We start from the raw sequence: 20,734 nt of genomic DNA on the forward strand, positions 1-20,734 counted from the left end.
GCCAGCGGCAGCAGGCCGTGATCAACGCACTGGTCAGCGCCGGCGTCGACCGCAAAGACATCAGCACCACCCAGGTCAGCCTGCAACCGCAATACGGGCCGGACTCCTCGGCCATCGTCGGCTACCGGGCCGGCAACTCCATCGCCGTGAAGATCCGCGAACTGGACTCGGCGTCGAACTCCCTGGCCCTGATCGTCACTACCGGCGGCGACGCGACGCGGATCAACTCGGTCAACTACTCGATCGACGACGACTCCCAACTCGTCAAGGACGCACGCGCGCGGGCGTTCCAGGACGCGAAGGACCGCGCCCAGCAGTACGCCCAACTGTCCGGGCTCGAGCTGGGCAAGGTCATCGCGATCTCGGAATCCGCGGGGCCGACGCCTCCGACGCCGCTCTCGATGACCCGCGCTGCTGCCATACCGGTGCCGCTGGAGCCGGGCCAGCAGACCGTCGGCTTCCCGGTGACCGTGGTCTGGGAGCTGACGTAGCCCTCAGTCCGCGGCCGCGATGTCGACGGGAACCCCGTTGAGCACCGACGTGCCCGACAACGGGTCAAGGCTGCCGCCGTCGTTGAGCAGGTTGACGTTGACCCCGGGCTGTCCTGCGGCGACGGCCATCCGGGTGCCCGGGCGGTCGTGGCCCCACCCGTGTGGCAGCGAGACAACGCCCGGCCTGATGTTGGGAGTGACCTCGATCGGGACGAGAACCTCGCCGCCGAGTCCCTTGACCACAGCGGTGTCGACCAATCCGAGCCGGGCTGCGTCGTCGGGATGGATCTGCAGCGTGCAGCGGTTCGTCCCGCCGGAAAGCGCGCGCAGGTTGTGCATCCAGCTGTTGTTGGAGCGCAGGTGCCGACGGCCGATGAGCACGAAGTCCTCGGCCGGGCGGTCCAGCGACGCCCGCAGCCGTTCGACGTCGGCGACCAAGTCGGCAGCCGCCATCTCGATCCTGCCGGAGCGGGTGCGCAGCACCTCCGGAATGCGCGGTCGCAGCGGACCGAGGTCGATGCCGTGCGGGTGCGCCTTCAACCGCTCGAGGGTGAGGCCCGCCGGCTTGGCGCCGAACGCGTCGCCGTACGGCCCGAGCCGCAGCATCATGTCCAGTCGCCGTTCGTAGCCGGGCCCGTCGGGCAACATCGCGGTCAGCTCGTCGGTCGAACGCCCGGCGACCGGTGAGTCCGGGTCGTTCGTCTCTTTGCCCAGCACGGTCGCGATCACCTGGTCGTCGGCCAGGCCCGGGTCGGCGTCCGGCCCCGCCCCGAAGATGATCATCACCAGCCGCGACAACATTTCACTCTCGTCGGGCCGCCCGTCGGACAGCGGCAGTGCCGGCGGCGAGTAGCGCGCGTTGTTGCGCACCGCGAGGTTGTTCAGCGCGAAGTCGAAGTGCGCGGTCTGCGACGGCGGCGGCGGCGGCAGGATCACGTCGGCGTGCCGTGTCGTCTCGTTCAGGTACGGGTCGACGCTCACCATGAAGCCGACGCCGTCGAGCGCGCGGTCCAGCCGCTCACCGTTCGGCGCGGACAGCACCGGGTTGCCCGCGATCGTGATCAACGCCCTGATCTGCCCGTCGCCGGGGGTGTCGATCTCCTCGGCCAGCGCCGCCGCGGGAAGCTCCGAGGCCACCTCGGGGTAGCCGGACACCCGGCTGCGCCAGCGCCCGGTGACGAAGCCCCGCCCCGGCCGCGGCGGGCGGGGCGCCGCGGCGGCCGGAGACAGCGGGAACATCGCGCCGCCCGGCCGGTCGAGGTTGCCGGTCAAGATGTTGACGACATCGATGAGCCAGCTGCCGAGGGTGCCGAATTCGACTGTGGTGGTACCGATGCGGCCGTATACGGCGGCCGAGGGCGCGGCGGCGATCTCGCGCGCCAGCGTGCGGATCTGGTCGGCGGCCAGGCCGCAGTGCGCCGCGACCTCGGCCGGCGAGAACCCGTCGGCCAGGGCGCGCACGTCCGCCAGCCCGGTCACATGGTCCTCGAGTCCCCCCAGTTCGGGTGCGACCAGGCCCTCGTCGAACAGCACATGCACGATCGCGAACAGCAGCGCAGCGTCCGTGCCGGGCCGCGGGGCGAGGTGACGGTCGGCGAGTTCGGCGGTGCGGGTGCGGTTGGGGTCGATGACGATCAGACGGCCGCCGCGCCTGCGCAGCGACTTCAACTTGCCGGGGAAGTCCGGGGCGGTGGCCAAACTGCCGTTGGACACAAGCGGATTGGCGCCGATGATCACCAGGTAATCGGTGCGGTCGAGGTCCGGCACGGTGAACGCGAACGGGCTGCCGAACAGATAGCCGAGTGCGACCTGTTTGGGCATCTGGTCGAGCGTGCTCGCGGTGTACATGTGCCGGGTGCCCAGCGCGCGGACGATCAGCGGGCCGTAGAGCGCGCCGGCGATCGTGTGCGCGTTGGGATTTCCGAGGTACACCCCGACCGATGGGCCGCCGTGGCCGCCGATCACGCCGCCCAGGCCGTACGCCACCGCGGCATAGGCCTCCTGCCAGGTGGCCTCGACGAGCCTGCCGTCGCGGCGGACGAGAGGGCGGGTCAACCGGTCGGGGTCGTTGTCCAGCTCGGCGAAGCTCGCGCCTTTCGGGCAGATGAAACCGGCGCTGAAGACGTCGTCGCGGTCACCCCGCGCCGCGGTGACGCGGCCGGGCGTGCCGTCGATCGTGAGCGTCAGGCCGCAGGTCGCCTCGCACAGCGGGCAGATGCGCAGCGCGGTGCGGCGGGCGGGTTCGTCAACCTCTTCAACCATGCTCCGCATTCTGCGCCTAGTCCTGCTGGTAGACCTTCGGATCGAGCGTCCCGATGAACGGCAGGTCGCGGTACCGCTCGGCGTAGTCGAGACCGTAGCCGACCACGAACTCGTTGGGGATGTCGAAGCCGACATAGTCGATGCCGACGTCGGAGCGCACCGCTTCGGGTTTGCGGAGCAACGTGCACACCCGCAGCGACCGGGGATGACGTGCGGCCAGGTTGCGCAGCAGCCACGACAGCGTGAGGCCGGAGTCGACGATGTCCTCGACGATCAGCACGTCGCGGTCGCTGATGTCGCGGTCGAGGTCCTTCAGGATCCGGACCACTCCTGACGACGACGTCGACGACCCGTACGAGCTGACCGCCATGAACTCCAGCTGAGTGGGCAGCGGGATCGCCCGCGCGAGGTCGGTGACGAACATGACCGCGCCCTTCAGCACGGTCACCAGCAGCAGGTCCTCACCGATCGGGATGATCTCGCGGTAGTGGCTGGCGATGCAGCCACCGAGCTCGGCCGTGCGGGTGTGGATCTGCTCCTCGGTGAGCAACACCGATTTGATGTCCCCCGGATACAGCTCGGCGTGCGGATGCGCGGGCACGCCATCAGCGTGCCATGCCCGAACAGCGTGGACCACCGCGGTTGCGTCAGACGGGTTCACGGCGCAGCCGAAGTTTGCCGTTGCTTCGGGCCGCAATCAGCCGCTCCCTGCGCAGCGGAGAGCCGACGGCGACCCCGCCCTGGCCCCGCCATCGCGTCACCAGCGTGTCGACGCCGCGGATCTGCCTGTCGGTGAGGTTCGTCGCGCCGTTGGCCAGCAGCCAGCCGCGGATGACCCGCCGACGCAGCGCGTCCGGGAGTTGCGCCAGCCGGGCGGTGTCGAGGCCGTCGTCGGCCACCGTCCGGGCGGTGTCGAGGCCGTCGTCGGCCACCGTGGCGGCCAGCTCGCGCAGCGCGAGGTCGTCGAGTGCGTCGCAGTCCTCGCGCAGTGCCGCGGCGGTGCGTGCCAGCGCCTCGGCGACACCGCCGCCGAGCACCTCCTCCAGAACCGGCAACGCCCGCATGCGCAGTCGGGCCCGGGTGTAGGCCGGGTCGGCGTTGTGGGGATCGTGCCACGGCGTCAGGCCGAGCTGCGCGCAGGCGGCGTGTGTCACCGCGCGGCGCACGCCAAGCAGCGGCCGACACCACGGCGGATGGTGCGGTCGCATCCCGGCCATCGAGCGAGGCCCCGATCCCCGCCCCAACCCGAGCAGCACGGTCTCGGCCTGGTCGTCGAGCGTATGGGCGAGCAGCACGGGCGCGCCGGCGGCGGCCCAGCGCAGCGCGTCGTATCGGGCGTCCCGCGCGGCGGCTTCCGGTCCGCCTGCGCTGCCCACGGACACGGGCAGGACGCGCGCGTCGGCGCAGCCCAGCGCGAGCGCCTGCCCGCGCGCGGTCTCGGCGACAGCCGCGGAGTCGGGCTGCAGCCCGTGGTCGACGATCAGCGCGACAGTGGCCCTCAGGTCCACCGCCACGGCGGTCAGCGCCAACGAATCCGGACCCCCGGACAGCGCGACGCACCAGAGCTCGTCGTCGACGTCGTAACCGACGGCGAAGTCGGAGACGGCGCGACGAAGTGCGGCTACAGGACCCGATCGATCCATCGCGCGGGCTCATCGATCTCGCTGGGCAGCGGCAACGTGTCCGGGCCGGACCAGATCGCGTTGAACCGCTCCATCCCGACCCGGGACACGACGGCGTCGACAAACGCCTTGCCGCGGGTGTACTGGCTGAGCTTGGCGTCGAAACCCAGCAGCGCGCGGATCAGCCGCTGCAGCGGCGGCTGCCTGCGCCGCCGCCGCTCGTCGAAGCGTGCGCGGATCTGCGCGACGGTCGGAACGACGGCCGGGCCAACCGCATCCATCACATGGTCCGCGTGGCCTTCGAGCAGGGTGCCGAGCACCAGCAGCTGATCGAGTGCCCTGCGTTGCGGCTCGGACTGCAGCGCCTTCAACAGGCCCAGCACGCCACCCGAGTTGGGGTCGGCGGGTGCGCCGTCCCGCCTCTCGCGGACGAAATCCGCCAAGCGGCTCACCACCTGGCCGACGTTCTCGCCGGCGTCGGCGGTGATCACGCCCAGCGCCGACGACATGTGGTCCACCAGCCACGGGTTTCCCGTGAACTGCACCCGGTGGGTGACCTCGTGCAGGCATACCCAGAGCCGGAAATCGCTTGGCTTGAGGCGTAATTGGCGTTCCACCGCGATCACGTTGGGGTATACCAACAGCAGCTTTCCGTTTTCCGCCGCAAACGGGTCGTACTGGCCGAGGATTCCGGAGGAGATGAACGCGAGCACGGCACCGGTCTGCGCCCCGGTGAGCCGGCCGGTGAGGAATCCGCGCGGCCTGCCGGTGCCCCCGGTCATCACGCGCATCGAATCGGCGGCCAGCCGAACCCATTGCGGCCGGTCGACGACGAGCGCGTCGGGCACCTCCCCGTCGACGGTGAGCCCGGTGACGTCTCGCACCGGCAGCTCCGCGCGCCGGGACGCGGCGGCAAGCTCGTCGACCACCTGGCGGCGCGTGTACTCGGTCGACGGCGGCCCCTCCCGCGCCAGCCACGCGCCGGCCGAGGCCGCGAAATCCCAGTCGACGGCGCGCCCGACCGTCAATTGCCGGTCGCCGGTGTCGGAGTGGGCGGTCATGACCCGCATCCGCACGACCGCAGGGTGGCGGCCACGTCATCGATCGCGGTGCGCCCGGTGGGCCCGGCGTTGTTCGAGATCAGTGCGAACGTCAGCACCCGGCCGCCGGCGTCGGTGACGACGCCCGCCAGTGCGTTGGTTCCGGTCAGCGACCCGGTCTTCGCGCGCAGCCAGCCGGCCGCGGCGCCGTCGGTCTGGATGTCGACGTAGCGGTTCGACAGTGTGCCGCTGCCGCCGGCCACCGGCAGCACGTCCAGCAGCGGACGCAGCGCCGGCTGGTCCGGGCCCGCCGCGCCCTCGATGACGCCGTCAAGCGTCCTGGCGGTGAGCCGATCGTTCACCGACAACCCGCTGGAGTCCACCAGCGTCGCGCCGGTCATGTCGACGCCGGCGGAGGCGAGCCGATTCGTGACGGCGTCGACGGCACCGGCGAAGCTTTGCGGGCGATGCATCGCGGCGGCCACCTCCCGTGCGACGCATTCGGCCATCACGTTGTCGGAGACGTTCATCATCTCGCGCAGCCGCTCGATCAGCGTCGCGGACTGCACGGAGGCGATGTGGCGCCCCGTCACCGGCGTGGTCAGCACGCTCACCGCCTGCGGATTGACCTTCAGCGCCGCGGCCAGGGCACGGCCGGCGTCCAGCGCAGGGGTCGGGGACCGCACCGAGTCGGGCGTCGCCGGAAGGGTGCGCCCGCCGTCGACCATCGCCGCCTCGATGGGTGCGACATCGCCACCCTCGATGTCGGCGGGATCCCAGCCCGGCGCCAACGCCGGGCCGCTGAACGCGCTGGTGTCGACCTGGATGGACGTCACCGTCACGCCGCTGCGCCGCACCTGGTCGGCGAGGTCGGAAATCCGCGCCGCGCCGTGGTACAGCGTGTCCTGGCCGGGCGGCGCCGACGACAGGGTCGGGTCGCCGGCGCCCACGAACACCACCACACCCGGCTGGTCAGCCGCCAGCACCGTCGTGGTGACCCGCTCGTCACGGTTCAGGGTCAGCAGCGCGGCCGAGGCGGTGAGGACCTTGTTCGTCGACGCCGGCTGCATCGGCACCGTCGAATTCTGCTCCCACAACTGGGTCCCGGTCATGGCGTCGGTCACGCGGCCCCCCAGGCCGCCCAGGTCCGGGTTGGCCAGCGACGGAGCGAGCGCGCCGGCCAGCCCCGCGGGGGTGGGCTCGGGCGCGCTGTCGGAGACCGGCACCACGGCGGGATCGGCGGTCGCCGGTGGCGGTGTCGCGGCGACGGCGGTACCGCTGCCCGGCGGGTGCCCGTACGAGACGAACGCAGCCACCGCCATCACGACGGCGACGACGACCAGCACCGCGACCGCGAGCAGCAGGTGGGTGGAGCGCCGCCACCGTGTCGGACGCATGTAGTGCAGGTTAGCGCTCCACTATGGTTAAGCCCCGACGTCACCGGACGACGTGCAAACCTGTCCCCATCGTGAAGGAGCCCGGCGCGTGCAATTCGACGTGACCATCGAGATTCCGAACGGCCAGCGGAACAAGTACGAGGTCGACCACAAGACGGGCAGGATCCGACTGGACCGCTCCCTTTTCACGCCGATGGCCTACCCCGCCGACTACGGGTTCATCGAGGACACGCTCGGGGAGGACGGCGACCCGCTCGACGCGCTGGTGCTGCTACCCCATCCGGTCTACCCGGGCGTTGTCGTCTCCGCCCGGCCGGTGGCGATGTTCCAGATGACCGACGAGGCCGGCGGCGACGACAAGGTGCTGTGCGTGCCCGCGGGCGATCCACGCTGGGACCACATCGAGGACATCGGCGACGTGCCCTCGATGCAACTCGAGGGGATCAAGCACTTCTTCATGCACTACAAGGATCTCGAGCCGGGCAAGTTCGTCGAGACGGCCCAGTGGGTGGGCCGCGAGGAGGCCGAGGCCGAGGTGCAGCGCTCGTTCGAACGGTTCCGGGCGAGCGGTCACTGATCGCCCCAGTGAAACGCGCGCGTTACGGCCTGTTACCTGCGTGTCAAATCTGCTTGCCCGGATGGCGGGTTAGCTAGCGAGCTTCGATCATGGCGGTGAGAACCCGTACAGGAGGATCCGCCGTGTTGATGCATCAGGGCCTGGGCCTGGACGCATTCAACAAGATGGCGCCCCGGAAGGCGCTGCATGCGCTCTACGAGTGCTGCAACAGCGTGGTGCTGGCCGGCGATCTGGCCGGGGGCAGGCCCTACGCCGACCACAACGACCTGTTCCGGAAGGCCGACGCGTTGCTGTTTGCGCTTTCCGAGGAATCCGTGGACGCGATCCTTCAGGCGTACCCGCACATCGGCCGCCGGCCACGCAGCACGAAGTCCGCGGCCGAGCAGTGCTCGGTCTGGGACGACCGGCCCGAGCTGATGGCGAAACTCGACGCGGCGGCCAAGCGTTACGAGGAGCAATTCGGCTTCGGGTTCGTGATGTTCGTCGGCGGCACCGACGCCGAGGGCGTGCTGAACGCCATCAATGATCGGCTGCACCACGACACCGACACCGAGCGCAAGGTCGTCCGCAACGAGCTGGCCAGGATCAACCGCACGCGACTGGAGCGGATGCTCGGACCCGAGGGCGGCTACCAGAACTGGTAATCGCGGCGGAAGGCGCGAACGGTTGTCACTTCGCGGCCGACACACTCGACTTGCGGAGGCTGGCGGCCGTCGTGACGGCGAGGGTCACCACGATCACACCGAGGCTCAGCGACGTGGGGATCTCCGGCACGCGGACCGACTCGCCGCCGTTGATGAACGGCACCTCGTTTTCGTGCAGCGCGTGAAGGAACAACTTCACACCGATGAAGGCCAGGATGAACGCGAGACCCCGAGACAGATAGACCAGCCGTCGGAGCAAACCACCGAGCAGGAAGTACAGCTGCCGCAGCCCCATCAGCGCGAAAACGTTGGCGGTGAACACCAGATACGGCTCGGCGGTGAGGCCATAGATGGCGGGAATGGAGTCCAGGGCAAAGATCAGGTCGGTGCTGCCCAGCGCGACGATGACGATGAACATCGGCGTCATCACGCGGTTGCGGCCCTGCTTCAGATAGAGCTTGAGGCCGTCCCACTTGTCGGTGGTGCTCGGGTGGTGACGGGCGAACCGGACGACGGCGTTCCCGGCGTCGTCGTCTTCATCGCGGTCGCCGCCGCGAACCAGCCTGACCGCGGTGTACACGAGCAGCGCGCCGAAGATGTAGAAGGTCCACGAGAACTGCTGGACGGCCACCGCGCCGAGTGCGATGAAGATGCCCCGGAGCACCAGCGCCAGCACAATGCCCACCAGCAGCGCCTGCTGCTGATACTGCTCAGGCACGTTGAAGGCGACCATGATCAGCAGGAAAACGAAGAGGTTGTCGACGGACAGGCTGTACTCGGTGAGCCATCCGGCGAAGAACTCCACCCCGTAGGTGCCGCCGTGGAAAAACCAGACCCACAGGCCGAACAGCACCGCGAGCCCGGCATAGACCGACAGCGCGATCGCGCATTCACGCCTCGTCGGTTCATGGGGCCGGCGGGCGATGACCACCACGTCGAACAACAGAACGGCGATGGTCACGCCCAGGGTGACGATCCACTCCAGGCCGGACACATTCATCCGAAAACCTCCGGTTGTCGAGAAACGCCGGAGGTCTCTTCCACCATCACAGTGGCCCGCGGGCCGGTTGTCCGGACGGACGACGTGGTGACGACGCCGCGGTCAGGGAATACTCCCCTCCGCCGACCATTCTGGCAGACCCCGGCGCAACTACGGTTACGGGCATGGCGCACGATCAGCTGCCGGGTGTGTTCGCCCATCTGCAACCGGTGCTCGAGAAGTACGGCTATCTGGCGGTCGGCGGATTCATCCTGTTGGAGGATTTCGGCGTCCCGGTGCCCGGCGAGACGATCCTGATCGCGGCCGCGGTCTTCGCCGGCTCCGGTCACATGAACATCGCGCTGGTCATCCTGGTCGGGGCGCTCGGCGCGGTAATCGGCGACAACATCGGCTTCGCGATCGGCCACTTCGGCGGCCGCCCGCTGGTCGGGCGGTTCGGGCGGTACATCTTCCTGACCCCCGAGCGACTCGACCACGCCGAGGACTACTTCGACCGACACGGCGGCAAGATCGTCACGATCGCGCGGTTCGTCGAGGGTCTGCGCCAGGTCAACGGGATCCTGTCCGGCACCATCGGCATGCACTGGCCGAAGTTCGTGGCGTTCAACGCGCTGGGCGCGGTGTTGTGGGTCGGCACCTGGGCTTGCATCGGCTATTTCGCCGGCGAGAACATCACCGCGATCTACGACGCGTTCGGCAGGTACAAGTGGTACGCCGTCGCCGCCGGCGTCCTGATCGTCGCGTTGCTCGTTACACGCCGGGTCCGCGCTAGGCGTCGAGAGGCGTCTGCCTGAGTATCTTTTCGAATGTGGCGATGCCCGAGGTCCCGGCCCAATACCTGCTGTCGCCGTTCGCACCGGCCCCGCGCACACTGGTCGACATTCTGTACGACACCGCTGCCCGCCACCCCGACGCCGCGGCGATCGACGACGGCACCGTCCAGCTGACCTACGGCGAGCTGATCAGCGACATCGAGGAAAGCGTCGGGTGGCTTGCGGCGCGTGGCATCGGCCGCGGCGACCGGGTCGGCATTCGCATGCCGTCGGGAAGTTACGCCCTGTACGTCGCCATTCTTTCGACCCTGGCCACCGGGGCGGCCTACGTACCGGTCGACGCCGACGATCCCGACGAGCGTGCGGCGCTGGTGTTCAGCGAGGCCAACGTGGTCGCAGTGATCACCGAGGCCGGGCTGAGCCGCGGGCCCGGTTCGTCGCGCGGCTGGCGCGCGGGTAAGCCGCTGAGCCGTGACGACGCATGGATCATCTTCACCTCGGGCTCAACCGGGACCCCCAAGGGCGTCGCCGTCACGCATCGCAGCGCCGCGGCGTTCGTCGACGCTGAGTCGCAGATGTTCCTGCAGCACAACCCCATCGGCCCCGGCGACCGGGTGCTGGCCGGGCTGTCGGTGGCGTTCGACGCGTCGTGCGAAGAGATGTGGCTGGCGTGGAGGCACGGCGCCTGCCTCGTGCCCGCACCCCGCTCGCTGGTCCGCAGCGGAATGGACCTGGGCCCGTGGCTGGTGTCGCGCGACGTCTCCGTCGTGTCCACGGTGCCCACGCTGGCGTCGCTGTGGCCCCCCGAGGCGCTGGAGGCCGTGCGGCTGCTGATCTTCGGCGGCGAGGCGTGCCCGCCGGAGCTGGCCGAGCGGCTCGCGGTCGACGGCCGCGAGGTCTGGAACACCTACGGGCCCACCGAAGCCACCGTGGTGGCGTGCGCCGCCAAGCTCGACGGTGTCAGCCCGGTCAGCATCGGCCTCCCGTTGCCGGGCTGGGACCTGGCGGTCGTGGACAGGTACGGCGAGCCCGTCGGCTACGGCCAGGTCGGCGAGCTGGCGATCGGCGGAGTCGGGCTGGCCCGCTACCTGGATCCGGACAAGGACGCCGAGAAGTACGCGCCGATGCCCACGCTGGGCTGGAGCCGCGCCTACCGCAGCGGCGACCTGGTCCGCCTCGAGCGCGACGGCCTGTTCTTCTGCGGCCGCGCCGACGACCAGGTCAAGGTCGCCGGGCGCCGCATCGAGCTGGGCGAGGTGGACTCCGCGCTGGTGCACCTGCCCGGCGTCACCGGCGGTGCGGCGGCCGTGCGGCGCACCGCGAGCGGCACGCCGCTGCTGGTCGGCTACATCGCCAGCGCCGACTCTGAGTTCGACCTCTCGGCCGCCCGCGCCTGCCTGGCCGAAACCCTGCCCGCCGCCCTCGTGCCGCGTCTGGTCCTCGTCGACGAGCTGCCCACCCGCACGTCGGGCAAGGTGGACCGCGACGCGCTGCCCTGGCCATCCCCCGCAGGTTCGGCCGAAGACGAGGAGCCCGACCTGGGCGGCACGATGGGCTGGCTCGCGGGGCTGTGGCGAGACGTGCTCGGCACCGTCGTCAGCGGACCCGATTCCGACTTCTTCGCGCTCGGCGGCGGATCCCTGGCCGCGGCACAGCTCGTGGCGGCGGTGCGGCGGCGCCACCCCCAGGTGACGGTGGCCGAGCTGTACGACCACCCCCGGCTCGGATCCCTGGCCGGCTTCCTCGACGAACTGAAGCCGCCGCCGCGGGTCGCGCCGCGCAGGGTGCGCCCCACCTCCGTCCTCACGCAAACCGCGCAGGTGTTGCTGTCGGTGCCGCTGGCGACGCTGGCCGGGCTGGCCTGGGTGACCTGGCTGGCGATCGCCAACAACGTCGCCACCACGCTGCGCCTGGTGCCCTGGACCGTCGGGGTGAGCTGGTGGTGGATCGCGGGCGCGTTCGTCGTTTTCGTCACACCGCTCGGCCGGATGAGCATCGCGGTGCTCGCCGCGCGGCTGCTGCTGGGCGGCCTCGAGCCCGGCACGTACCGACGCGGCGGGCCGGTGCACCTGCGGGTGTGGCTGGCCGAGCGGCTGGCCGCGGCCAGCGGCGCGGAGAACATGGCCGGGGCGCCGTGGATGGTCTACTACGCCCGCGCGCTGGGCGCGAAGGTGGGCAAGGGCGTCGACCTGCACACCACCCCGCCGGTGACCGGCATGCTCACCCTCGGCCACCGCAGTTCGGTGGAACCCGAGGTGGACCTGTGCGGCCACTGGATCGACGGGGACCGTTTCCACGTCGGAACCATCACCATCGGCAACGACGCGACGGTCGGCGCGCGCACGACGCTGCTGCCCGGGGCGGTGGTCGGTAAGAACGCCGACGTGGCACCCGGCTCGGCCGTCCTCGGCAAGGTCAAGAACGGCCAGTATTGGAAGGGCTCACCGGCGGTGAAATCCGGCAAGGCCCGCCACCCGTGGCCGCAACAGCGGCCGCCGCGGGCGCCGCAGTGGATGTTCGTCTACGGGGTGACCGCGATGCTGCTGGGCGGGCTGCCGCTGCTCGCGCTGGGCGCCGGGCTGGGCGTGATCGGGTGGGGGATCCGCGATACCAGCCGCCTGCGCGAGGCGCTGGTCCAGGCGGCGCTGTGGACACCGGCGGCCGCGCTGGCCGCGCTGGCCACCTACGCGTTGCTGACCGTGCTCGGGGTGCGGTTGCTGTCGATCGGTCTGCGCGAGGGCTATCACCCGGTCCGAAGCCGGGCGGGTTGGCAGCTCTGGGCCACCGAACGGCTGATGGACGCCGCGCGCAACTATCTGTTCCCGCTGTACGCCAGCCTTCTGACGCCCGCCTGGCTGCGGCTGCTCGGCGCGAAAGTCGGCCGCGGCACAGAGATTTCGACGGTGCTGTTGACGCCGAAGTTCACGGTCGTCGAGGACGGCGCATTCCTGGCCGACGACACGATGGTGGCGTCCTACGAACTGGGCGGAGGCTGGATCCACGCCGCGAAAGCCACCATCGGCAAGCGCGCCTTCCTCGGCAACTCGGGGATCACCCAACCGGGGCGGCGGGTGCCCGACGACGGCTTGGTCGCGGTGCTGTCCGCGGCCCCGCCCAAGGCCAAGGCCGGCTCATCCTGGCTGGGCAGCCCGCCGATGCGGCTGCGCAGGCAAGCGACGGAAACCGACACGGCCCGCACCTTTCACCCAGCGCCGCGGCTGAAAGTCATGCGCGCGATCGTCGAAACCTGCCGACTGGTTCCGGTCATGGTGACGTTCGGCATCGGTGTGGCGGTGCTGTTCGCATTGCAGTACCTGACAAGCCATTTCGGCATCTTCTGGGCAGCAGCGGGTGGCGGGGTGGTGGTGCTGGCCGCGGGCGCGGCGGCCGGCGCCGCGGCCGTGCTCGCCAAATGGATCGTGGTGGGCCGCATCCGGGTGGGGGAGCACCCGCTGTGGTCGCCGTTCGTGTGGCGCAACGAGGTGTCGGACACGTTCGTCGAGACCGTCGCCGCCCCGTGGTTCGCCCGCGCCGCCAGCGGCACGCCCGTGATGAACCTGTGGCTGCGGGCCCTCGGCGCCAAGATCGGCCGCGGCGTCTGGTGCGAAACGTACTGGCTGCCCGAGGCCGACCTGGTCATCCTCGGCAAGGGCAGCACCGTCAACCGCGGCTGCGTGGTGCAGACACACCTGTTCCACGACCGCATCATGCGGATGGACACCGTCGTCCTCGAACCCGGGGCAACGCTCGGCCCGCACTGTGTGGCGCTGCCCGCCGCCCGGTTGGGCGCCGGATCGACCGTCGGCCCGGCGTCGCTGGTGATGCGCGGCGACGAGGTGCCCCCGTCAACTCGCTGGCAGGGCAACCCGATCGCGCCGTGGACCGTCCGCCGCAAGAAGGGCGGCGGCGACACGACGCCGGCCGGTCCGGCCCTCGAGGACGCGGCGGCGTGAAGGCGACCCCCAAGAAAGTTCCGGCGTCAGCACCCGTCATCGATCCGTATCTCCCGGGCAGCGGCAACTTCGGCTATCGGGTGTCGCGCTATGACCTCGACCTGGAATACACGGTGCCAGTCAACCGGCTGTCGGGCTCGGCGACGATCACCGCGGTGACGCTGGCGACGTTGCGATCGCTGAGCCTCGACCTGTCCGACGCCCTCACGGTGTCGAAGGTGTGGGTCAACGGCGACCCGCCGGCGCAGTTCAGCGCGTCGGGCAACAAGCTGCACATCCGGTTGGCGTCGGCGCTGCCAACGGGCGCGGCCCTGTCGATCGTGGTGCGCTACAGCGGCTATCCCCGCCCGACCCGGTCCCATTGGGGCGACGTCGGATTCGAGGAACTGTCGGACGGCGCGCTGGTGGCGGGCCAGCCCAACGGCGCGCCGACCTGGTTTCCGTGCGACGATCACCCCAGCGCGAAAGCCAGCTACCGGATCCAGGTCACCACCGACAACCCGTATCGGGTAATCGCCAACGGCGAGTTGGCGTCCCGGCGGGTGCGGGCCGCGCAGACGACGTGGACCTACGAACAGCCCGAACCCACGTCGACGTATCTGGCGACGGTTCAGATCGGGGTCTACGAGCAGGTGGCGCTCGAGGCGCCGGTCCCGATGCGCGGCGCGCTCCCGGCCCGCCTGCGCAGCAAGTTCGACCACGACTTCGCGCGGCAGCCGCAGATGATGAAGCTGTTCGTCGAGCTGTTCGGACCCTACCCGCTGTCGAGCGGATACACCGTCGTCGTGACCGATGACGACCTGGAGATGCCACTCGAGGCGCAAGGGATCTCGATCTTCGGCGCGAACCACTGCACCGGTGGTCGCGAATCCGAGCGGCTGATCGCGCACGAGCTGGCACACCAGTGGTTCGGCAACTCGGTGACCGCCCGGCGCTGGCGCGACATCTGGCTGCACGAGGGGTTCGCCTGCTACGCCGAGTGGTTGTGGTCACAGGAGTCCGGCGGCCCGAGCACCGACGAACTCGCCGGCCGATCTCACCAGTGGCTGCGCGACTCGCCGCAGGACCTGCTACTTGCCGATCCCGGCCCACGCGACATGTTCGACGACCGGGTCTACCAGCGGGGCGCGCTGACACTGCATGCGCTGCGCCGGGAAATCGGCGAGCAGAATTTCTTTGCACTCCTGCAGGATTGGACGACGCGGTATCGGCACGCCAGCGTCGTCACCGACGATTTCACCGGGCTGGCCGCCCATTACGCCGACGAGTCGCTGCGGCCGCTGTGGGACGAGTGGCTGTACTCGACGGAAGTACCGTGACCGACGCCGGAATTCCGGCCGGTCCGGTCACGCGGGGCAGCGTCGCCCGCGTCGGCGCGGCCACCGCCGTCACCGCGCTGTGCGGGTACCTCGTGCTCTACCTCGCCGCGCGCGACCTGCACCCGGCAGGCTTCTCGGTGTTCGGCGTGTTCTGGGGCGCGTTCGGTCTGGTCACCGGTGCCGCGAACGGCCTGCTTCAGGAGGCGACACGGGAGGTGCGGTCGGCCAGGTACGCCGTGTTGTCTCCCGGCCCGCAGACCCATCCGTTGCGGATAGCGGCCGTCATCGGCGTCGTCGCGGCGGCGGTGATCGCAGCCAGCTCGCCACTGTGGTCGGGCCACGTGTTCATCGAGGCCCGGTTGCTCAGCGTGATCCTGCTCAGCGTCGGACTGGCCGGGTTCTGCATGCACGCCACGCTGCTCGGGATGCTGGCCGGGGCGGGGCGCTGGACGCAGTACGGGTCGCTGATGGTGACCGACGCGGCGATGCGCGTCGCGGTCGCCGCGGCGACCTTCGCGGTCGGCTGGGGGCTGGTCGGGTTTCTGTGGGCGACGGTCTGCGGGGCGGTCGCGTGGCTGATCATGCTCGCGGCGTCGCCGTCGACTCGGGTCGCCGCACGGTTGGTCGCCTACGGCGACACGAAGACGTTTCTTGCCGGCGCGGCGCATGCCATCGCCGCGGCCGGCGCCAGTGCGGTCCTGGTGATGGGATTCCCGGTGCTGCTGAAGGCCACCTCGGGTGACCTCGGCTCGACGGGGGGCGTGGTGATCCTGGCCGTGACGCTGACCCGGGCACCGCTGCTGGTGCCGCTGACCGCCATGCAGGGCAACCTGATCGCCCATTTCGTGGACCAGCGGAGCGACCGGATGCGCGCACTGGCGGGCCCCGCGGCGGTAGTCGCAGGCCTCGGCGTCGTCGGGGTGGTGGTCGCCGGGCTGGCCGGACCGTGGCTGCTGCGGGTGGGGTTCGGCCCCGGCTACCGCGCTGACGGGGCGTTGCTGGCGTGGCTGACCGCGGCGGCCGTGGCGATCGCGATGCTCACGCTGACCGGTGCCGCCGCGGTGGCCGCGGCCCTACATCGCGCGTATTCACTGGGCTGGGTCGGTGCGACGGTGGCGTCGACGTTGCTGCTGCTGTTGCCGCTGGACTTGGCCACCCGCACGGTTGTCGCGCTGCTGTGTGGGCCGCTCATCGGCATCGTCGTTCACCTGACGGCGCTGAGAATGGTGCGGCAGACCGGCCCCGCACCGCTCCCACCTGCCGTTTAGCGTGTACTTTGTGGGCATCGAGACCCGTTATCCCGACGTATGGATCGTCGTGCCAGCGTTCAACGAAGCGGCGGTCATCGGCGAAGTCATCGCCGATGTCCGCTCCATCTTCGACCATGTCGTCGTCGTGGACGACGGTAGCCGCGACGACACCGGGGCGATCGCGTTGCGGGCCGGGGCGCATGTGGTGCGGCATCCGGTGAATCTCGGACAGGGCGCGGCCATTCAGACCGGCGTCGAGTACGCGCGAAGCCAGCCCGGCGCGGAGGTGTTCGTCACGTTCGACGCGGACGGCCAGCATCGCGTCAAGGACGCGCTGCGGATGATCGACCGCCTGAGCACCGAGGACGTCGACATCGTCATCGGCACCCGGTTCGCCGAACCGGCGGCGAGCACGCAGGTGCCGTTGCTCAAGCGCATGGTGCTGCGGACGGCGGTGCTGCTCAGCCCACGCAGCCGCAGACTGGGGCTGTCGGACGCGCACAACGGGCTTCGGGCCTTCAACCGCGAAGTGGCTGAGGGCCTCGACATTACGATGACCGGCATGAGCCACGCCAGCGAGTTCATCGCGCTGATCGAAGAAAACCATTGGCGGGTAACCGAAGAGCCCGTCGAGATTCTCTACACCGATTACTCGAAGTCCAAGGGCCAGCCGCTGGTCAACGGCGTGAACATCATCTTCGACGGATTGATGCGCGGAAGGATGACCCGATGAACTGGATCCAGCTGTTGCTGCTGGTCGCCGCGGTGGTGCTGGTGGTGTTCCTGCTGCGCTCGCGCGGGTCCGTGCGGGCACGCGCGTGGGTGAAGGTGGGCTATCTGCTGTTCGTCGTGGCCGGCATCTATGCGATCCTGCGGCCCGACGACACCACGGTGCTCGCGAATCTGGTCGGCGTGCGCCGCGGCACGGATTTGATGCTGTACGCGCTGATCATCGCGTTCGCGTTCACGACGCTGAGCACCTACATGCGGTTCCGCGACGTCGAGCTGCGCTATGCGCGCCTGGCGCGGGCGATCGCGTTGGAGGGTGCGCGGAAACCGTCCGACCAGGAGTCGGACTAGGCCTCGGGGTTCTGCCGGAAGTAGTCGACGGTGCGGCGCACGCCCTCGTCGATCTTCACCTGCGGATGCCAGCCGAGAATCATCTCGGCAAGCCGCACGTCGAGGCACGAGCGCTTGAGGTCGCCGAGCCGCGCCGGGTGGAATTCCGGTTCGTCGGGTGCACCGGCGGCTTCCGCGATCAGCGAATGCAGCCGGCGCACAGAGGTTTCCAGTCCGGTGCCGACGTTGAAGCGCTGGCCGTTCCCGTGGGGGCCGGCGGCCCTGACGAACGCGTCGACCACGTCGTCGACGTAGACGTAGTCACGGGTGTCCGACCCGTCGCCGAAGATCTTGGTCGGCTTAGCCGACAGCAGCGCGCGGGAGAAGATCGCAACCACTCCGGCCTCGCCGTGCGGGTCCTGGCGCGGCCCGTAGACGTTGCCCGGCGCGACGTGTGAGGCCTGAATGCCGTAGAGGTGGCCAAAGGTGTTCAGGTAGATCTCGCCTGCGACCTTGCCCGCGGCGTACGGCGACGCCGGGTCGATCGGGACCGACTCGTTCGTCGGGTACGTCTTCGGTGTGCCGTAGATGGATCCGCCGGACGAGGTGTGCACGACCTTGCGGACACCCGCTTTGCGCGCCGCCTCGGCCACGCGGATCGTGCCGATCACGTTCACCGACGCGTCGAACTCGGGATCGGCCACCGAACGCCGGACGTCGATCTGCGCGGCGAGGTGGAACACCACTTCAGGCTTTGCCTCGGCGAGCAGCGCGCCGAGGCCGGCGGTGACGATGTCGGCCTCGACGAACGCGAAATTCGGGTCCGCCGAGGCCTGCGTCAGGTTGCCGGGGCGGCCGGAACTGTAGTCGTCGAGCCCGACGACCTCGTGTCGGTCGGCAAGTAGCCGGTCGACCAGCGTCGATCCGATGAACCCTGCCGCCCCGGTGACTAGTGCACGCACCGGCTCACCATACCGACGGCCGCTGAGTGCTCAGGGTGCGAAACGCGACGGCCCGTACAGTCGAGTGGAACCACCCGCCAGCAGCAGATAAGGACGCATGGCAGCCCGGACCGCCCGCCTCCCACTGGTTGCCGTCATCGCCGGGGTGCTGATCGCGCTGCAGCTCGCCGTGCGGGCGGTACTGGCGTTCCGCGGGTACTTCTACTGGGACGACCTCATCCTCACCGGGCGTGCGGGCACCCAGGGCCTGTTCTCGGCGCCGTACCTGTTCGACGACCATGACGGGCACGTGATGCCGGGCGCTTTCCTGGTGGCCGGCATCATCACCCGGCTGGCGCCGCTGAACTGGGTCGGGCCGGCGATCAGCCTCGTCGTTCTTGCGCTGATCGCGTCGCTGGCGCTGCTGCGGACGCTGCATGTCATCCTCGGGTGGCGGCCGGTGCTGCTGATCCCGCTCACGTTCGCGCTGTTCACGCCCCTCGCGGTGCCGGGGTTCGCGTGGTGGGCGGCGGCGCTGAACTCGCTGCCGATGCTGGCGGCGATGGCCTGGGTGTGCGGGGATGCGATCCTGCTCGTGCGCACCGGGAATCAGCGATACGCGGTGACGGGGTTGCTGGTGTACTGCGGCGGCCTGTTGTTCTTCGAGAAGGCGGCCGTGATCCCGTTCGTCGCGTTCGGCGTTGCTGCGCTGCTCGCGCACGTCACCGGTGACGCGTCGGCGGTCCGGACGGTGTGGAACCGGGGGCGTCGCCTGTGGATCGTGTCGCTGGCGCTGACCGCGGCGTGGGTGGCGCTCTATTTGGCCGTCGTCGACCAGAAGCGCTGGAGTTTCGATCTGGCCATGACCTGGGACCTGCTGCGGCGCTCGGTGACCCACGGCATCGTGCCGGGGCTTGCCGGCGGCCCGTGGTCCTGGCAGCGCTGGGCGCCCGCCTCGCCGTGGGCCACGCCACCGCAGGCTGCGATGGTGCTGGGCTGGGTGGTGCTGGTCGCGGTGTTGGTGGTGTCGCTGATCCGCAAGCAGCGCATCGGCCCGGTCTGGCTGCTGGCGGCCGGGTATGCGCTGGCCTGCCAGGTGCCGATCTACCTGATGCGATCGTCGAAGTTCACGGCGCTGGAGCTGGCGCAGACGCTGCGGTACTTCCCCGACCTCGTCGTCGTGCTGGCGCTGTGCGCGGCGGTCGCATTGCGCGCACCCAACCGGCCGGGCTTCGTCCTGCTCGACGCGTCGGCGGCTCGCACAGCCGTGACGGCCGCGCTCGCGGCGGCCTTCGTCGCCTCGTGCCTGCACTCGACGGCGACCTTCCTCACCAGTTGGCGCGACAACCCGGCGCAGCCGTATCTGGTGAACGCCGAGCGCGGTCTGGCGTCCGCGTCGGATGCGCCGTTGCTCGACCAGGAAGTCGACCCGCTCGTGCTGCAACGCGTCGCGTGGCCGGAGAACCTCGCCAGCCACATGTTCGCGCTGCTTCGCGATCGGCCTGAATTCACTTCTGCCACTGACCGATTGCGGATGCTGGACGTCAGCGGCCGACTGGTCGACGCGAAGGTCACGTGGGTGCGCACGATCACGCCGGGCCCCTCGCCGCGGTGCGGCTACTTCGTCCAGCCCGATGCTCCGGTGAAGATGGCGCTCGACGGGCCGCTGCTGCCGGCGGACTGGACCGCCGAGATCAACTACCTGGCCAACAACGACGGCTCCATGACGATGTCGCTGTCCGACGGCACCGAGACGAAGGTCCCGGTGCACCCGGGCCTCAACCGCGTGTACGTGCGGCTACCGGGGGCAGGCAACGCGATCAACGTGCGGGCGAACACCGCCGCGCTGGCGGTGTGCATCGCCGCCGGACCGGTCGGCTTCCTCGCGCCGGTCTGATCGCGGCCGTGCGAGGCTGTCTGGCATGACAGATGTGCGCGCAGAGGGATTGAAGGTGTTCCGGGAGATGCTTCCGGGCTTGCTGCCGGACGGCGACGTCGACCTGCGAGACGGGGACTTCGCCGACGAGTTGCTCGGGATCGGTGTCGACAACGTATTCGGGCGGCTGTGGGGACGCGAGGGCCTCAGCCGCCGCGACCGCAGCCTTGTCACGCTCGGGATCCTGATCACGTTGCGGGCCATCGACGAACTGAAGGCGCACGTGCTGATCGCGCGCCGGAACGGGCTCAGCGAAGACGAAATCGCCGAGGTCATCTACCACTCCAGCGGGTATGCCGGCTTTCCGGCCGCGAATTCGGCGAGGACGGTCGCGCGGGAGGTGCTCGCGCAGCGAGCCACCTAACGGAATCGAACCGTTGACCTGCTCATTACGAGTGAGCCGCTCTGCCGACTGAGCTAAGGTGGCGTGCCCGAGCGCTCGCCGCCGGGCGGCACGAGTCTACGGCAGC

At 70.0% G+C, this 20,734-nt stretch carries 18 protein-coding genes and 1 tRNA gene; 11 read left to right on the forward strand and 8 right to left on the reverse strand.

Annotated features, from left to right (window positions below; all coding sequences use genetic code 11):
* Positions 1-491 (forward strand): SIMPL domain-containing protein (locus tag VKG81_RS11230; protein WP_324395989.1); only part of this gene is annotated, 491 nt, incomplete at its 5' end.
* A gap of 3 nt (positions 492-494) precedes the next feature.
* On the opposite strand, the gene VKG81_RS11235 is transcribed toward VKG81_RS11230, so the two are convergent.
* Genes VKG81_RS11235 through dacB form a run of 5 tightly spaced genes read right to left on the reverse strand, consistent with a single transcriptional unit; the run spans position 495 to position 6,812 of the window.
* Positions 495-2,753 (reverse strand): molybdopterin-dependent oxidoreductase, encoded by a 2,259-nt coding sequence (locus tag VKG81_RS11235; RefSeq protein ID WP_324395990.1) that lies wholly within the window; start codon positions 2,751-2,753, stop codon positions 495-497.
* 16 nt (positions 2,754-2,769) lie between these two features.
* Positions 2,770-3,414 (reverse strand): hypoxanthine phosphoribosyltransferase, encoded by a 645-nt coding sequence (hpt, locus tag VKG81_RS11240; RefSeq protein ID WP_414685238.1) that lies wholly within the window; start codon positions 3,412-3,414, stop codon positions 2,770-2,772.
* Positions 3,401-4,396: a tRNA lysidine(34) synthetase TilS gene (tilS, locus tag VKG81_RS11245; protein ID WP_324395992.1), complete on the reverse strand. Its 996-nt coding sequence runs from the start codon at positions 4,394-4,396 to the stop codon at positions 3,401-3,403. The genes hpt and tilS overlap by 14 nt, the downstream gene beginning before the upstream one ends.
* Complete coding sequence (locus tag VKG81_RS11250; RefSeq protein ID WP_324396004.1) at positions 4,375-5,445, reverse strand: zinc-dependent metalloprotease; 1,071 nt, start codon at positions 5,443-5,445, stop codon at positions 4,375-4,377. The genes tilS and VKG81_RS11250 overlap by 22 nt, the downstream gene beginning before the upstream one ends.
* Complete coding sequence (gene dacB / locus VKG81_RS11255) at positions 5,433-6,812, reverse strand: D-alanyl-D-alanine carboxypeptidase/D-alanyl-D-alanine endopeptidase (RefSeq protein ID WP_324395993.1); 1,380 nt, start codon at positions 6,810-6,812, stop codon at positions 5,433-5,435. The genes VKG81_RS11250 and dacB overlap by 13 nt, the downstream gene beginning before the upstream one ends.
* Positions 6,813-6,900: 88 nt before the next feature.
* Between dacB and VKG81_RS11260 the strand changes: the two genes are divergently transcribed.
* Both VKG81_RS11260 and VKG81_RS11265 read left to right on the forward strand, forming a co-directional pair.
* Entirely contained in the window at positions 6,901-7,389 is a 489-nt protein-coding gene (locus tag VKG81_RS11260) for an inorganic diphosphatase (protein ID WP_324395994.1), read from the forward strand.
* A gap of 128 nt (positions 7,390-7,517) precedes the next feature.
* A complete protein-coding gene (locus VKG81_RS11265) occupies positions 7,518-8,033 on the forward strand; it encodes a 2-oxo-4-hydroxy-4-carboxy-5-ureidoimidazoline decarboxylase (RefSeq protein WP_324396005.1) in 516 nt (171 codons plus the stop codon).
* Between the two features lie 25 nt (positions 8,034-8,058).
* Here the strand turns inward: VKG81_RS11265 and VKG81_RS11270 are convergent, their stop codons facing one another.
* Complete coding sequence (locus VKG81_RS11270; RefSeq protein WP_324395995.1) at positions 8,059-9,033, reverse strand: TerC/Alx family metal homeostasis membrane protein; 975 nt, start codon at positions 9,031-9,033, stop codon at positions 8,059-8,061.
* A gap of 164 nt (positions 9,034-9,197) precedes the next feature.
* Between VKG81_RS11270 and VKG81_RS11275 the strand changes: the two genes are divergently transcribed.
* Genes VKG81_RS11275 through VKG81_RS11300 form a run of 6 tightly spaced genes read left to right on the forward strand, consistent with a single transcriptional unit; the run spans position 9,198 to position 17,408 of the window.
* Complete coding sequence (locus VKG81_RS11275; protein WP_324395996.1) at positions 9,198-9,827, forward strand: DedA family protein; 630 nt, start codon at positions 9,198-9,200, stop codon at positions 9,825-9,827.
* Positions 9,828-9,847: 20 nt separating this feature from the next.
* Positions 9,848-13,759: a Pls/PosA family non-ribosomal peptide synthetase gene (locus tag VKG81_RS11280; RefSeq protein ID WP_324396006.1), complete on the forward strand. Its 3,912-nt coding sequence runs from the start codon at positions 9,848-9,850 to the stop codon at positions 13,757-13,759.
* Positions 13,756-15,078 carry a M1 family metallopeptidase gene (locus tag VKG81_RS11285; protein ID WP_324395997.1) on the forward strand — a complete coding sequence of 441 codons (1,323 nt, stop codon included), beginning with the start codon at positions 13,756-13,758 and terminating at the stop codon, positions 15,076-15,078. Before VKG81_RS11280 ends, VKG81_RS11285 begins: the two co-directional genes overlap by 4 nt.
* On the forward strand, positions 15,075-16,346 hold the full coding sequence (locus tag VKG81_RS11290; RefSeq protein ID WP_324395998.1) for a hypothetical protein: 1,272 nt from the start codon (positions 15,075-15,077) through the stop codon (positions 16,344-16,346). The genes VKG81_RS11285 and VKG81_RS11290 overlap by 4 nt, the downstream gene beginning before the upstream one ends.
* Positions 16,347-16,356: 10 nt before the next feature.
* On the forward strand, positions 16,357-17,061 hold the full coding sequence (locus VKG81_RS11295) for a glycosyltransferase family 2 protein (protein ID WP_324395999.1): 705 nt from the start codon (positions 16,357-16,359) through the stop codon (positions 17,059-17,061).
* The gene (locus VKG81_RS11300; protein WP_324396000.1) at positions 17,058-17,408 is read left to right on the forward strand and encodes a DUF2304 domain-containing protein; all 351 of its coding nucleotides are present in this window, start codon (positions 17,058-17,060) and stop codon (positions 17,406-17,408) included. Before VKG81_RS11295 ends, VKG81_RS11300 begins: the two co-directional genes overlap by 4 nt.
* Here VKG81_RS11300 and VKG81_RS11305 read toward each other — a convergent pair.
* A complete protein-coding gene (locus tag VKG81_RS11305; RefSeq protein WP_324396001.1) occupies positions 17,405-18,349 on the reverse strand; it encodes an NAD-dependent epimerase/dehydratase family protein in 945 nt (314 codons plus the stop codon). The genes VKG81_RS11300 and VKG81_RS11305 overlap by 4 nt on opposite strands.
* 97 nt (positions 18,350-18,446) lie before the next feature.
* Here VKG81_RS11305 and VKG81_RS11310 point away from each other — a divergent pair, with 97 nt between their 5' ends.
* Positions 18,447-20,225 (forward strand): hypothetical protein, encoded by a 1,779-nt coding sequence (locus VKG81_RS11310; RefSeq protein ID WP_324396002.1) that lies wholly within the window; start codon positions 18,447-18,449, stop codon positions 20,223-20,225.
* A 25-nt stretch (positions 20,226-20,250) separates the two neighbouring features.
* Entirely contained in the window at positions 20,251-20,628 is a 378-nt protein-coding gene (locus VKG81_RS11315) for a carboxymuconolactone decarboxylase family protein (RefSeq protein WP_324396003.1), read from the forward strand.
* Here the strand turns inward: VKG81_RS11315 and VKG81_RS11320 are convergent.
* A tRNA-Thr gene (locus tag VKG81_RS11320) sits at positions 20,619-20,691 on the reverse strand. The two genes, VKG81_RS11315 and VKG81_RS11320, sit on opposite strands and share 10 nt — an antisense overlap.
* Positions 20,692-20,734: the final 43 nt, after the last annotated feature.

Source organism: Mycobacterium sp. (assembly GCF_035314905.1).
Classification (GTDB): Bacteria; Actinomycetota; Actinomycetes; order Mycobacteriales; family Mycobacteriaceae; genus Mycobacterium.